General features: G+C 66.0%; 13 protein-coding genes, 1 tRNA gene and 1 riboswitch. Of the genes, 8 read left to right on the top strand and 6 right to left on the bottom strand.

All coding sequences use genetic code 11. From position 1 onward, the window contains the following. Nucleotides 1–53: 53 nt before the first annotated feature. The 8 genes from bioB (at nt 54) to IOC61_RS08645 (ending at nt 7162) form a co-directional block, all read left to right on the top strand. Entirely contained in the window at nt 54–1178 is a 1125-nt protein-coding gene (gene bioB, locus IOC61_RS08610) for a biotin synthase BioB (RefSeq protein WP_195688428.1), read from the top strand. Beyond that, entirely contained in the window at nt 1175–2350 is a 1176-nt protein-coding gene (bioF, locus tag IOC61_RS08615; protein WP_195688429.1) for an 8-amino-7-oxononanoate synthase, read from the top strand. The genes bioB and bioF overlap by 4 nt, the downstream gene beginning before the upstream one ends. Further along, nucleotides 2347–3099, top strand: a complete 753-nt coding sequence (locus tag IOC61_RS08620) for an alpha/beta fold hydrolase (protein WP_195688430.1) — start codon at nt 2347–2349, stop codon at nt 3097–3099. The genes bioF and IOC61_RS08620 overlap by 4 nt, the downstream gene beginning before the upstream one ends. Beyond that, a complete protein-coding gene (locus tag IOC61_RS08625; protein ID WP_195688431.1) occupies nt 3096–3893 on the top strand; it encodes a malonyl-ACP O-methyltransferase in 798 nt (265 codons plus the stop codon). The genes IOC61_RS08620 and IOC61_RS08625 overlap by 4 nt, the downstream gene beginning before the upstream one ends. A 1-nt stretch (nt 3894) precedes the next feature. Continuing rightward, nucleotides 3895–4596: a dethiobiotin synthase gene (gene bioD / locus IOC61_RS08630; protein WP_195688432.1), complete on the top strand. Its 702-nt coding sequence runs from the start codon at nt 3895–3897 to the stop codon at nt 4594–4596. A 43-nt stretch (nt 4597–4639) separates the two neighbouring features. Next, nucleotides 4640–4724 (top strand) — tRNA-Leu (locus IOC61_RS08635). Between the two features lie 133 nt (nt 4725–4857). Continuing rightward, complete coding sequence (gene bioA / locus IOC61_RS08640) at nt 4858–6138, top strand: adenosylmethionine--8-amino-7-oxononanoate transaminase (protein WP_195688433.1); 1281 nt, start codon at nt 4858–4860, stop codon at nt 6136–6138. A gap of 37 nt (nt 6139–6175) precedes the next feature. Further along, complete coding sequence (locus IOC61_RS08645) at nt 6176–7162, top strand: hypothetical protein (RefSeq protein WP_195688434.1); 987 nt, start codon at nt 6176–6178, stop codon at nt 7160–7162. Nucleotides 7163–7184: 22 nt separating this feature from the next. Here IOC61_RS08645 and IOC61_RS08650 read toward each other — a convergent pair whose 3' ends face one another. The 6 genes from IOC61_RS08650 to IOC61_RS08675 form a co-directional block, all read right to left on the bottom strand. Then, nucleotides 7185–8636 carry a cobyric acid synthase gene (locus tag IOC61_RS08650; RefSeq protein WP_195688435.1) on the bottom strand — a complete coding sequence of 484 codons (1452 nt, stop codon included), beginning with the start codon at nt 8634–8636 and terminating at the stop codon, nt 7185–7187. Continuing rightward, entirely contained in the window at nt 8624–9334 is a 711-nt protein-coding gene (gene bluB / locus IOC61_RS08655) for a 5,6-dimethylbenzimidazole synthase (RefSeq protein ID WP_195688436.1), read from the bottom strand. Before bluB ends, IOC61_RS08650 begins: the two co-directional genes overlap by 13 nt. 131 nt (nt 9335–9465) lie before the next feature. After that, entirely contained in the window at nt 9466–10254 is a 789-nt protein-coding gene (locus IOC61_RS08660) for an ABC transporter ATP-binding protein (protein WP_195688437.1), read from the bottom strand. Then, on the bottom strand, nt 10254–11222 hold the full coding sequence (locus IOC61_RS08665) for an iron ABC transporter permease (protein ID WP_324254707.1): 969 nt from the start codon (nt 11220–11222) through the stop codon (nt 10254–10256). The genes IOC61_RS08660 and IOC61_RS08665 overlap by 1 nt, the downstream gene beginning before the upstream one ends. Further along, nucleotides 11219–12100, bottom strand: coding sequence for a cobalamin-binding protein (locus tag IOC61_RS08670; protein WP_195688863.1), 882 nt, complete (start codon nt 12098–12100; stop codon nt 11219–11221). Before IOC61_RS08670 ends, IOC61_RS08665 begins: the two co-directional genes overlap by 4 nt. A 41-nt stretch (nt 12101–12141) precedes the next feature. Then, the gene (locus IOC61_RS08675; RefSeq protein WP_195688438.1) at nt 12142–13983 is read right to left on the bottom strand and encodes a TonB-dependent receptor domain-containing protein; all 1842 of its coding nucleotides are present in this window, start codon (nt 13981–13983) and stop codon (nt 12142–12144) included. Nucleotides 13984–14116: 133 nt separating this feature from the next. Next, nucleotides 14117–14348, bottom strand: a riboswitch (cobalamin riboswitch). Between the last annotated feature and the right edge of the window lie 124 nt (nt 14349–14472).

Consider the following 14472-nt stretch of genomic DNA (forward strand, 5'->3'; position numbering starts at 1 on the left):
AGCTGTTCGTCAACTTCCCACTTAGAAACAAGTTGACCATAGGCGACTCCCCCATGTCTCAAGCGTCGCAAGCCTGTACAGCCGATTCCCAGACCCTAGCCGCACCGGCCGAGATACGCCACGACTGGCGTCTCGATGAGATCGAGGCGCTGTTCGCACTACCCTTCAATGACCTGCTCTATCGCGCCCAGCAGGTGCATCGCGCCCACTTCGACCCCAACGCCGTTCAGGTCTCCACCCTGCTTTCGATCAAGACCGGCGCCTGCCCCGAGGACTGCAAGTACTGTCCCCAGTCCGGCCATTACAACACCGGCCTGGGCAAGGAGAAGTTATTGGAGATCGAGAGGGTCGTGGAGGAGGCCCAGGCGGCAAAGGCCGCCGGTGCCAGCCGCTTCTGCATGGGAGCGGCCTGGAAGAGCCCCCGCGAGAAGGATCTCGAGGTGGTGCTGGAGATGGTCCGCCGGGTCAAGGCACTGGGGCTCGAGACCTGCATGACCCTGGGAATGATCGATGGCGACCAGGCCGCGCGGCTCGCCCGGGCGGGGCTCGACTACTACAACCATAACCTCGACACCTCTCCCGACTACTACGGGGAGATCATCACCACGCGAACCTACGCCGAGCGTCTGGATACGCTCGCCCAGGTCCGTGAGGCAGGCATGAAGGTCTGCTCGGGGGGGATTCTGGGCATGGGTGAGGCTCCCCGCGACCGGGCCGCCCTGCTCCAGCAGCTGGTACGCCTCGAGCCGCACCCGGAGTCGGTGCCGATCAACATGTTGATCAAGGTCCCCGGCACCCCACTGGAAGATGTCGAGGATCTCGACCCCATCGAGTTCATTCGTGCCATTGCCGTGGCGCGCATCCTGATGCCGCAAAGCCATGTGCGCCTCTCCGCGGGACGCGAGCAGATGGATGACTCGACCCAGGCCCTGGCCTTCCTGGCCGGCGCCAACTCCATCTTCTATGGTGATCGACTGCTGACCACCGCCAATCCCCAGGCGGAGCGCGACAGGGCCCTGTTCTCCCGGCTCGGCCTGCATCCGGAGCGCAGGGAAACCTGTGCCGACGACGACTGGATTCAGGCAAGCGTGGAGGCCGACCTTGCCCAGCAGATGGCACACCGGGCCGCCGCTCGGGTCGGCGAGCTGGCCTACGATGCGACAAGCGTTGAGCCATGACCCAGCACGACTGGCCAAGCCGTCTCTCCGATCGCGCCCGGGCGTGCCGCGATAGCGGTCTGTGGCGACACCGCGCGACACGTCGGCCGACGAGTCGGCTGCGTGACTTTGCCGGCAATGACTACCTGGGTCTCTCCCGGGACCCGCGCCTGGCCGAGGCCATGGCCGAGGGAGCACGGCATTACGGAGGCGGGGCCCGAGCCTCGCACATGGTCAACGGACACCTGGCGGTTCACGAGACCCTGGAGAGTCGTCTCGCCGAGCTCACCGGTCGCCCCCGAGCGCTGCTCTTCTCCACCGGCTACATGGCCAACCTGGGTGTGCTCCAGTCGCTCTGTGACCCGCATACCCGAGTCTTTCAGGACCGCCTCAACCACGCCTCACTGCTGGATGGCGCCAGGCTGGCCGGCGCCTGTTCGCGTCGTTTCCACCATGCCGACCTATCCGACCTCGAGCGACTGCTGGCGCGCAGCCCGGCCGACCACCCCAGGCTGGTGGTGAGCGACGGTGTCTTCAGCATGGATGGCGACGTGGCCAATATCTCGGGGCTCGTAGCCACCGCTCGTCGCCACGCTGCCTGGCTGATGATCGACGATGCCCACGGCATGGGCGTGCTGGGCGAGCGAGGCGACGGCTGCGTGGGCCGCGCCTACAGCATCGACGACGTGCCAGTGCTGGTCGGTACCCTGGGCAAGGGGCTTGGCACCGCCGGGGCCTTCGTCGCGGGGAGCGAGGCACTGATCGAGCACCTGATACAGTTCGCGCGCCCCTATATCTACACGACGGCCCAACCACCCGGGGTGGCGGCCGCCACCCTAGCAGCGCTGGATATCCTGGCTGAAGAGCCGGAACGGCGTGAACGTTTACACGCCCTGATCGCCCGCTTCCGCGCGGCAGCAAGCGAGCTCGGGCTCCCGCTGGCGGCCAGCGCCACGCCGATCCAGCCAGTCGTGCTCGGCGACAACACAACGACCATGGCCTGGGCCACACGACTCGCCGAGCGTGGTATCAATGTCGGCGCCATTCGCGAGCCGACCGTGCCACGCGGGAAGGCTCGGTTGCGTATTACCCTCTCCGCCGCCCATGCCGACGATGATATAGATGCCCTGATCGATGCCCTGGCCGAATGCCAGGAGAGGAGCGTCATGACCGATGGAGCCCCCCTGGCATGACCCGTCTGGTGCTGCTTTCCGGCTGGGGGGTCGATGCGCGAATCTGGCAGCCCCTGGCGCCCCTGTGGCCGGCCGGGGTCACCGTCGAGACGCCAGACTGGCCGGGCTATGGGGCCCAGCCGGCCCTTGAGCCTCCTTCCGACCTGGAAGCCCTTGCCTGGGCATTTGCCGACGAGCTTCCCCGGGACGCCGTCTGGGTTGGCTGGTCCCTGGGCGGGCTGCTGGCGACCACCCTGCTCGGCCTTGCGTCGACCGCGCTTCCCCCTCCCCGGGGGCTGATCCAGATCGGCATGGGCCCACGCTTCTGCCACCCCGAGGGGGTGACACAGCAGGAGCTTGGCCGCTTCCGCCGTGCCTTCGCTCGAGACCCGGACGCGACCCTGGCACATTTTCGACGCTGGATGCTGCGCGGAGAGGCGTCTCCCCGGGACGCTTACCGTCACCTTCTCGACCTGCTCGGGGAGGGTCCTCCCCCCGATTTGGCCACCCTTGCCGCCGGGCTGCAGTGGCTTGCCGAGCTTGACAACAGTCGCCTCCTGGCCGAGCCACCCTGCCCGATGCGCCTCCTGTCTGGAACCGACGACCCACTGCTGTCCGCGACACGAGGGCAAGATGCCGATCGCACCATCGATGGGGCCGGCCACTGCCCCATGCTGTCACGCCCGGATACTCTGGTGACGACTCTGATTGGACTCTCCCGAGAGTGCCTTGGGAGTAGGAGCGCGGCCAATCTCGAGGTGCAGACATGAATTCAACCGCCTTGATGCCCACGGGGGCGCCCGCCGGTTTTCAGCAGCGCGTCTCCCATGCCTTTTCACGCGCCGCCGGTGATTACGAGCGCCTGGCGGCGGCACAGCAGGACATGGGCGAAACCCTCTGGGCCAGGCTACCCCGGGGAGCGATGCATATCCTCGATCTCGGGTGCGGCCCGGGTAGCTGGAGCCAGCGACTGGCCGATGATTATGCACCCGACGCCCGCGTCATCGGCCTCGATATCGCCCCGGGAATGCTGGAAGTCGCCCAACGAGAGCGAGGCGACAAGGTGCGCTGGATCTGCGCTGATGCAGGCGCCCTGCCGCTGCCCGATGCCAGCCTGGAGCTGGTGTTCTCCAACCTGGCCGTTCAATGGTGCCCCGACCTCGACGCCGTGATGGCCGAGCTGTATCGCACGCTGCGTCCCGGCGGTCGCGCCCTGATCAACACCCTGGGCCCCGAGACCCTGAGCGAAGTGGGTTACGCCTGGAAGCGGCCCGGTCGTCACGCCGCCCTGCTCGACTTTCGCAGCCCCGAGCACTATCGCAAGGCCGCCTGCCTGGCGGGTTTCCGACGCGTCGCGGTCGAGGTAAGTCGGCCAAGATTCCATTATCCCGACATGACCGCAGTAATGGCCTCGATCAAGGGCATCGGTGCCCAGGCCTCACGCCCCAGGGGCCATCTGACCCGGGCCGACCTTGTTCGCGCCTCACAACGGTTCGAAGCCCTGCGCGAACCCGAGGGGCTGCCCGTCACCTATCACCTTCTGACGCTGGAGCTCGAACGCTAATATGGCCGCCTACCTTGTCACCGGCACGGATACCGACGCCGGCAAGACCCTGGTCACGTCCGGCTTGCTGGCCCTGGCACGCCGCAAGGGCCTGTCGACCCTGGGCCTCAAGCCCGTCGCCTCGGGCAGTGAGCCCACCGATGCGGGCCTGCGCAATACCGACGCCCTGGCGTTACAGGCCTGCAGCCACCCCGCAGTGCCCTATGCCACGGTCAATCCCCACGCCTTCTCGCCGGCGATAGCGCCTCACCTCGCCGCTCGAGATGCGGGGGTCACGCTCACGCTCGACGCCTTGAGCGAGAGCATGCGCGAAGGGCTCGCCCTGGGTCGGGACCTCACCCTGCTGGAGGGCGCCGGCGGCTGGCGGGTGCCGCTGAATGCCCGGGAGGACCTCTCCGGCCTGGCAACCCAGCTGGCGCTACCGGTGATTCTGGTGGTTGGCCTCCGGCTCGGCTGCATCAGTCACGCACGATTGACGGCCGAGGCAATACGCGCCGACGGTCTGCGGCTGGCCGGCTGGGCCGGCAGCCTCGTCGATCCCGCATTCGGCAACGACGAAGGTCTTTATCGCGACAACCTGGCAACGCTGGCGCGAACGCTGGACGCCCCCTGCCTGGGTGTCGTTCCGCACCTACCGGCCTGCGATCCGCCGGCCCTGGCCGCGGCGGCTGCCGACCACCTGGAGTTGCCCGATGATCATTGACTTGTCCGTGTGCGTCCGTAAAATACCACGCCAGCCTATCCGTGCGGATGTGGTGGAATTGGTAGACACGCCAGATTTAGGTTCTGGTGCCTCAGGGCGTGGGAGTTCAAGTCTCCCCATCCGCACCATCTTCTCCCCCAGTAGCCTCCCCAGCATCCAACGCCAACACCCCCGTCATCTCCAACGAGATGTGCGGTGCTTTCGCGTGTCTGTCGTTTCCCTTCACAACCTTCCCGACCACAACGGCCCTGGATCCTGCTGATGTCTAGCTCTCTCGACTCATCCCCCGTCTGGCACCCCTATGCCCACCTCAAGACCCAGCAACCGGCACCCAAGGTAGTCGGCGGCGAAGGCCCGAGCTTCCGGCTGGAGAGCGGCGAGACCCTGCTCGACGCCACCTGCTCCTGGTGGTGCATGATTCATGGCTATCGCCACCCGCGGCTGGTCAAGGCCATCCAGCAGCAAGCCGATACGCTCTGTCATGTGATGCTGGGAGGCCTGACCCACGATCCCGCCGACCGCCTGGCACGCGAGCTGGTACGCATCACCCCCAGGGGGCTCAACCATGTGTTCTTCTCCGACAGCGGCTCGGTAGGCATGGAGGTGGCCATGAAGATGGCCATCCAGTTCCATCAGCTGCACGGCAGCAGCGGTAAGCACCGAATGCTCTCACTGATGAAGGCCTACCACGGCGACACCGCAGGCTGCATGGCGGTGTGCGATCCCGAAGAGGGCATGCACTCCCTGTTCGCCGGCTACCTACCCCGCCACCACTTCGCCCCGGCACCAGAGTCCCCCTTCGATGCCGACCCCGAGACGGTAGCGGCGGACCTGGCCGCCCTGCGCAATGTGCTGGAACGTTATCACCAGGAGGTCGCCGCCCTCCTGATGGAACCGCTGCTGCAGGCCGCCGGCGGGCTGAACATGACCTCGCCCCATTACCTTCGTGGGGCGCGAGAGCTATGCGACGAGTTCGACGTGCTGCTGATATTCGATGAAGTGGCCACGGGCTTCGGTCGCACCGGCCGAATGTTCGCCGCCGATCACGCCGATGTCACCCCGGACATGATGGTGCTGTCAAAGGGGCTCACGGGAGGCTATCTCGGCCATGCGGCGACACTGGCCACCACCCGGGTGCATGACGCCTTCGTGGGCGACTCGCCCGAGCACGCCTTCATGCATGGCCCCACCTTCATGGGCAACCCGCTGGCCTGCGCGGTGGCCCTGGAGAGCCTGGCGGTGTTCGAAGAGGAGGACTACCTGGGGCGTATCGCTCTCCTCAGCGATGTGCTGCGCCAGGAACTGCTCGAGGACACGCGCCTGACCGAGCACCCGGCGGTAGCGGATGTACGCGTGCTCGGTGCCACCGCGGTGATCGAGACTCACGACGCAACCGTCCTGGACGGCGTAGCGGACTGGGCGCGCGAACAGGGCATCTGGCTGCGCCCCATCGGCCGCTGGCTCTACACCATGCCCGCCTATGTCACCTCGGAGGCACAAATCCGCCAGATTACCGAGGTCATGAAGGGCTGGTTCAGATAGACTCTGCGTAAGACGGAACCGACGCGAGACCAACAAGATGAAGAAGGCGCTGATCGCTCTGGCCGCCAGTCTCAGCCTGGCCGCCCACGCGGATGCCCCGATGTCCGATGATGACAGCGACCTCCCGGAGTGGGCCGAGAAACGTATCGGCCCCTTCCATGCCACCATGACCGACTGGGTAGACGGCACCTCGCGTAACATCGACGGGTTCTTCGGTACCACCGATGCCCTGACGGTGGACTCCGACTCCTACCTGCGGATCAGCCAGGAGAACGCCTGGAAGGAGGGCGAAGCGTTCGACCATGACCTCAGCGCTCGCTTTCGCCTCGACCTGCCCACCACCGAGGAGCGCCTGCGCCTGATCATCGAGAGCGAGCCGGATGAGACGCGCGGCACTCTCGGCGATCAGGAGTCGGCACTGACCGATGACCGATCCAACAGCATCGAGGATGTGCTGGTGGGGCTACGTCATCTGGGGAAGGGCGACAGGACCCGGGAGTGGGATACCGAGCTCGGCGCCGGCATCAAGGTCCGCCTGCCGCTCGACCCCTATGCTCGTATTACCACCCAGCGGCTCTGGACCCTGGATGACGGTCCCTGGAAGCTGCATAGCGACAACCGTTTCTCCTGGTTCAACAAAGACGGCTACTCGGCGCGTACTCGCTGGGATCTCGGCCGTCCTATAGATGAGAAGCGCCATCTGCGCTTTATCAGCAACGCCCAGTGGCGCGAAGAGGTCGACACCCTGGAGTTCAGCCAGGCCGCCGAGCTCAACCAACGCATCAACCGCCGCAGCGTACTGCGCTACTCCGCCGTGGTGCTGGGCGAGAGCCTCTCCCATACCACCATCGAGGACAGCTATCTGCAGCTGCGCTTCCGCCGCGATATCCACAAGGGCTTCACCTTCCTGGATATCGCGCCCTCCCTGCACTTCCCCCGCGACGTGGACTACGAGCACCGCTGGGCGCTCACCCTGCGCCTGGAGATGTACTTCCGCCGCTTTATCGACCGGGTCACGCTGTAGCGCGCTCACGAGACGCCTGGCGTTAACACCGCAACAACCGCTGAATAGCGGACATATCAAGATACGCTTCCAGGGCATCGGCCAGGCGATCGAGCTCCTCCTGGCGATGACGCCCATAGTCGACCGCCCCCGCCTTGCCGACCAGTCCGCAACGCGCCAGCAGCGCCGCGCAGGCCTCGGGTCGGTCGAACAGGCCGTGCAGATAGGTGCCCAGCACCCGGCCATCGTCGCTCACCGCCCCGTCCGGGCGCCCCGCCAGCTCGCACAGGGGGCGCTCGAGCGCCGGCCCCGTGGTAACGCCGTTGTGAATCTCGTAGCCGGCGATCGGCACGCTCTCGGGCAGCAGGCGCCCGCTCACATTGCGCAGCTGCTTGCCGGCCACCAGGCGTGTCTCCATTTCGAGCAGGCCCAGTCCAACAGAGGAACCGGTCGGCCCCTCCAGGCCCTCGGGGTCATGGATGGCACGCCCCAGCATCTGGAAACCCCCGCAGATGCCCAGCACCCGTCCGCCATAGCGAAGGTGACGCTGAATAGCAGACTCCCAGCCCTGGCTGCGCAGCCAGGCGAGGTCGGCTCGAGTGCTCTTGCTGCCCGGCAGGATGATCAGGTCGGCCGACGGAATGGGCCGATCCGGCCCCACGAAGGTGAACGCCACCCGCGGGTGCAGCCGCAGCGGGTCGAAGTCGTTGTGATTGCTGATACGCGGCAGGGCCGGCACTACAACGCGCAGGGCCGGAACGCCCTCTTCTCGCCCAGCGCAACCGATACTGTCTTCGGCATCGAGCAGCAGGCCATGCAGATAGGGCAGCGTGCCGAGCACTGGCTTGCCGGTATGCGCGGCGAGCCATTCGAGGCCCGGCTCCAGCAGGGCAGAGTCGCCACGAAAGCGGTTGATGATGAAGCCCTGGACACGCGCCCGCTCGCTGCCACTGAGCAGCTCCAGGGTACCCACCAACTGGGCGAAGACCCCACCCCGGTCGATATCGCCCACCAGCAAGACCGGGCAGTCGACCATCTCGGCGAAGCCCATGTTAGCGATATCGTTCTCGCGCAGATTGATCTCCGCCGGGCTCCCCGCTCCCTCGGCGATGATCACATCGTAGCGCTTCGACAACGCTTGCCAGGCGGCCAGAACGCTATGGCGCGCCTCTCGCTTGTAGGCGTGGTAATCCAGCGCATCCATATGGCCATGCACCTGGCCACGCAGGATCACCTGGGCGCCGCGGTCGCTCTCCGGCTTCAGCAGCACCGGATTCATATCGCTATGGGGCTCGACGCCGGCCGCCAACGCCTGCAGCGCCGTGGAGCGGCCGATCTCGCCGCCATCCACCGTCACCGCGCTGTTGAGCGCCATGTTCTGCGGCTTGAACGGGGCGACCGATACCCCTCGCCGATGAAGCGCCCGGCACAACGCCGCCACCACCGTACTCTTGCCCGCATCCGAGGTGGTGCCCTGGATCATCAGCGTGGGCATGAATCCCCCAAGGCCTGGCGAAGTTCGTCATCGCTGACCCCTTCCCCCCAACCGTTGGCATGCACCAGCTCGGCCAGCGGCAGCCGTTGCCGCCAGCCCTTGCGGGCCAGTTCCGGTTCATCCAGAAACTCACTGACATAGCCGATACATAGATAGGCGAGTGGGTAGACATGCTCCGGCAGGCCCAGCACCGTGGCCAGCTCCTCCTGGTCGAGGATACTGACCCAACCCACGCCGATACCCTCGGCACGCGCGGCCAGCCAGAGGTTCTGGACCGCCAGGCAGGTGCTGAACAGGTCCATCTCGACAACACTGGTACGGCCCAGTACCGGGCCACCCCCGCGACTACGATCGCAGGTAATACAGAGATTGAGGGGGCTCTCGAGGATCCCTTCAAGCTTCAGGCTGCGGTAGTGCTGCTGGCGCTCTCCGGAAAACTGTCGCGCCCCCTTTTCGTTCTCTCGGGTGAAGATGCCATGTACCTGCCGGCGCACCTCGATGCTGTCGATCACCAGGAAATCCCAGGGCTGCATGAAGCCCACCGAGGGGGCGTGATGGGCCGCTTCCAGCAGTCGACCCAGGACCCGCGGCGGCACCGGGTCCGGCAGAAACTGCGAACGCACGTCCCGGCGCTCATGGATGGCCCGATAGAGACCCGCCTTCTCCGCCTCGGAGAAGGGCATATTGGGGTTGTGCATGCTTCACTCCTCTTCGCCTATCCCGCACAGACGATATTGAGCACATTGATCAGGGTCGAGTAATGACTGTTATCGACGACAGATGATGGGGGATCAGACGCCACGCGCCTCGCCGCGCCCCTGGAGGTCGGTCATGTTCCGCTCACCGGTACGAAGACAGGGGCTCCATCGATCTCCGCACTCGCCAGGCGCTGACCATAGAGGCGCTCCAGCGCCTCGGGAACCAGCATCTCCTGCGCCGGCCCCCAGCACGCTCGCCCATCCGGGTAGAGCAGCAACAGATGGTCGCACCAGCGTGCGGCCAGGTTGAGATCATGCAGGCACATCATCACCGAACGCCCTTCGTCGGCCAGCTCGTTGAGCAGGGCCATTACCGCCGTCTGATGATGCAGGTCGAGGTGATTGGTGGGCTCATCGGCGAGCCAGATCGCCGGTGCCTGGGTCAGCACCGTGGCGATGGCCAATCGCTGACGCTCGCCCCCCGAGAGGGTGCTCACCAGGCGCTCGGCCAGATGGGCCACATCGAGCCGTTCGAGTGCCGCCGCGGCCAGGCGGAGATCCTCGCCATCCTCCATCTGCCAGGGCGAAAGCCAGGGGTGGCGGCCGATCAGCGCCGTCTCAAGCACCGTGGATGGAAAGCCGTCGTGGCGCTCCTGAAACACCAGCCCCAGCCGCCTGGCCACCTCACGACGACGCAGCGAGGCAAGCGGCGTATCCCCCAGAAGCACCTCACCGACGCGAGGCGGGCGCAGCCCCGCCAGGGTATGCAGCAAAGTGGTCTTGCCGGCGCCATTGGGCCCCAGCACGCCCCAGACCTGTCCCGGCTCGACCTCGAGATCAAGAGCGTCACCGTCGACTCGCCCCGGCACATCGATCACCAGATGGCGGACCACCAGCGGCGGTGTCACTGGATCAACCATCAGGAGCCTCGATAGAGCAGGTAGAGGAAGGTGGGAACGCCGAGCAGCGCGGTGATCACCCCCACCGGCAGCTGCTCCGGTGCGATCACGGTGCGGGCAAGGGTATCGGCGACCAGCAACAGGGTGCCCCCCGCCAGCGCACAGGCAGGCAGGATCAGGCGCTGATCATTACCCAGCGCCAGGCGCAGCATATGCGGCACTACAAGGCCGACGAAGCCGATGCTGCCGGCACCGGTCACCGCCGCCGCCGTCAACAGGCTCGCCGTCAGGTAGAGCCCCCACTCAAGGCGTCGCACCGCCACCCCCAGGGCGGCGGCCTGCAAGGGGCCCCGCGCCAGGACATTGAGGTGGCGCCCCAGGGGCACCACCAGCAGGCAGGCGCCCAGCAGCAGCGCCAGCAGCGGCCAGGGCGTGCCGGCATGAGCGAGATCACCCATCAGCCAGTAGAGCATGCCAGGCAGGCGTTCGACGGGGCTGACCGAGAGCATCAGTGTGATCACCGCCCCCCAGCCGGCCGCCACCACCACGCCGGTCAGCAGTAGCCTTGAAGGTGTCCAGCCGCCACGACCATGGGCCAGGCCGAAAACCAGCAGAGTCGAGATCAGGGCTCCCACGAAGGCGGAACCCGAGATCAACAGTCCCCCCACGCCCGCCAGCATGGCCATCAGCGCCCCCACCGCGGCCCCTCCGGAGAGCCCCAGCACATAAGGATCGGCGAGAGGGTTGCGTAGCAGCACCTGCATCAGCGCCCCGGCCACGGCGAGCAGCCCGCCGACCGCAAAGGCGGCGAGCGAGCGGGGCAGGCGCAACTCGAGGATCAGGGTACGCGCAAGCCCTTCGCCACGCCCGCTCAGGGCCGCCAGGATCTCGCCGGGTGGCAGCGTTACGCTACCCAGCGCCACGGAGAGCACCAGCGCGGCCAGGGCGGCGAGGGTCAGCAACCCCAGGGGGCGAAGCAGGGCGATCACTGCTGATGCCCTCCGCGCCGCGCCCTGGCCTGGTCGAGCCGTTCACAGACCATGCTGGTGCCTTCCAGGAGACGGGGCGTCGGACGCTGGATCAGCGAGGGCGGCACGAAGAAGAGATTGTCCTGGGCAACCGCCGTGAGTGATGGATAGCCTCGCCAGTGTGCCAGCCAGTCTCGGTTATCCTCCCCCCTGCCACCGGCGAGAATCACCTCGGGGTTCGCCGCCAGTAGTGCCTCCTCATCGAGTCGGGGCGCCAGGCGCTCGAGCTCGCCGAAGACATTGATACCACCACACAGCTGCAGCACCTGACCGATCCAGTGCCTGTCGTTGATGGTCATCAGTGGCTGGTCCCAGACCTGGTAGAAGACCGAGACCGGCTCGGCCTGAGCATGGCGCTCGGCCAGCGAGGCTATCTCCCGGCGGAAACGCTCGGCCTCTGCCTCGCCCGCTTCCCGGGTATCGGCGAAGCGGGCCAACTGCTCGATCGTGGCACTTATTTCGTCGAAGTTGCGTGGTTCGATATAGAACACCGCCATGCCCAACGCCTCCAGGCGCTCGAGCTGCTCGGCGGGGTTGCCGGTGACCCAGCCGATCACCAGGTCAGGAGTGAGCGCCAGCAGGCGCTCCAGATCGAGGCGGTTATGACTGCCGACTCGAGGAATCTTGAGGGCCTCGGGCGGATAGTCACTGTACTCGACCGCCGCCACCACCCGCTCACCCGCGCCGGCGGCGAAGGCGAGCTCGGTGGCACCCGGTGACAGCGCGGCGATGCGCGAGGCGGGCCGCTCCAGGCACACCTCGCGATCCAGGGCATCGACCGCGCATATTTCGGCCCGGGCCTGCGCCGCCACCAGGGGCAGCAGCGCGAGGCTGGCCAACACAAGACCGGCCAGCAATAGCCGAGAGAGCCGTCTGGTTATCACGGTCCGAAGTGCACGCTCAGGAAGGCCGCACGACCGGCATTGATATAGTCATCTCCGTCGAAGAACTTGGCCGTGGTGTACTCCTTGTCCAGGGCGTTCTCGAGCGTCACGCGAGCCGACCACATCGGGGCAAACGCCCAACCAGCACGTAGATTGACGATGCCGTAGCCAGGCAGACGAACATCGTTGCCGGCGTCGTTATAACGGTGGTTCTGCGCGATCCAGGAGCCCCCGAGTGTCCAGTCGCCCAACTCGCGATCGACATCGAAACGTAGGCTCTGGCTGGCACGCCGCTGTAATCGATTGCCTGCATTGTCGCCACTGCGATTTTCAGGGTCGGTATAGGTCAGCGCCGCTGCCAGGGTCCAATCGTCAATCTCGGCTCCAGCAGCCAGTTCGATACCTCGAATACGCGCTTTGGCAACGTTCTGTGGCGTGTCGACCCAACCATCTCCCGTTGTGTCAACGTTGATGATCAAGTCATCGATATCGGTCTGATAGGCCACCAGATCCCAGAAGAGGGTTCGGTACTGACCACGGATACCCAGCTCGAGCGCCTCTGAAGTCTCCGCATTCAAGTGCGGGTTGCTGAAGCTGGGGAAATAGAGTTCATTGAAGCTTGGCGCCTTGAAGGCCGTGCCGTAACTGGCACGCAGCGTATGGTGGCGGTCGAGATCGTAACCCAGCGCCAGGCTGCCCGTGACCTCCTCACCGAAGGCCTGGTTATCGTCGTAGCGCAGGCTTGCCTGGACGGCGACAGGAGAGAAATCGAGCAGGCCTTGGGCGAAGACGGCGGCATTATCACGACTTGTCTCGTCGTAGACGTTCGTGCTGCTGATACTGTCTTCGCTATATTCGGCTCCGGCCACCAGCTCATGAACACCGACGCCAAAGGTATTTTCCCACCGTGCCGTCCGGGTCTGGGTATCGAAGACGGAAAAGCCGAAGGCGTCGAGCGTATCGCTCTCATCCCGTGACTCACTCAAGGTCAGGCGGCTGCGCCACGTTTCGCTGACAGGAATCTCGCCGTAGACCCCGGCCACCTGCTGGACGAAGTCGGTCTCGCCGCCGTCGAACTCGGTATTGCCCCTTGCCCGCAGCGCCAGCACCCCCACCTCGGCGTCGCTTTCGAAGGTATGCGAGAGCCGAGCCAGGCCGGTGGTATTGTCGAAGCCCTTGTCGTCGCCGTCGCGGCGAACCGGCGCACCCTCGGTGTCGAAGCGGCTGGCGGCGAAATGGTATCGCGTGCCACCCTCGGCACCGGAGAGGCTGGCGCTGTAGCGCTGGGTATCGAAGGAGCCGCCGCCGAAGGAGATGCGCGGTGTCGCCCCGCCCTCTTCACCCTCGGGCGTAAACAGCTGAATCACCCCACCCATGGCATCGGCGCCATACAGGCTACCGCGGGGGCCGCGCACAATCTCGGCTCGCTCGAACATGCGCGGATCGAGAAATTCCCAGGCCGGAGCACCTGTTGTCGCCGAACGCAGGCGAATACCATCGATCATCAGCAGGCTTTGATTGCTGGACGTGCCACGAATGTAGATGCTGCTGCTCTTGCCGAAGCTGCCACTGGTATTAACGTCCACTCCCGGCTGGCCGCGGAAGAGATCGGTCAGGCTGGCGGGGTCCTGGCGACGCAGGGTAGCCTCATCCAGAAGCGTCACCGAGGCGAGGCTCTCGTCGGCGGTGCGCGGCGCCAGGGCCGCTGTGACCACCATGGGGTTGAGTACCTGAGTCTCGCCGGTGTCGGCGGTCTGGGCGTCAGCGGCCTGCACAGCCAAGGGGAGTGCGGCCAGTGCGAAGGTCGCCAGGCCACGGGTTGCGTGTGTCGTGTTCATTTCTGTCCCTTGCTCACCGTACTCACCCGCACGGTGTCATACTGCTTTTTTAGGGCCGGTGCAGAGGGACGGAAGGTAGGGAGACGGCGAGGAAGCGTGCGGTCGATGCCCTGCCTGTTGACCACCCTCCGCGGTCCGGCATGCGCTCTCGGGCCGGTCTCCGGACTGACGAGCGAGGGGCTGGCGTGATGCCAACGACCCTGCAGAACCGTCGCCTTCCCATGCCGATTGGCACAGTGGCATACCCTTGAGGGTAGTGACGGTTCTTGACTCGATCACCGTTGCGGGGGCAGCGTCGGAATGGACCGACTTCCCGTTTACCTGGCGGCATTCACTCCGCCAGCACCTGAGAGTGCGCGTAAGCTACCAATCCCCATGGGAAGCGTCAACGCGGCGTCGACGCCTTGCAGGGCTATCGCAGTTACCGAGCCAAGGGGCGCTGGGGACAAGCCGAAGAGGGGGTCCTACGCCAGGGAAGGCGTCGGTAGC

The organism is Halomonas sp. KAO (genome assembly GCF_015595025.1).
Classification (GTDB): Bacteria; Pseudomonadota; Gammaproteobacteria; order Pseudomonadales; family Halomonadaceae; genus Halomonas.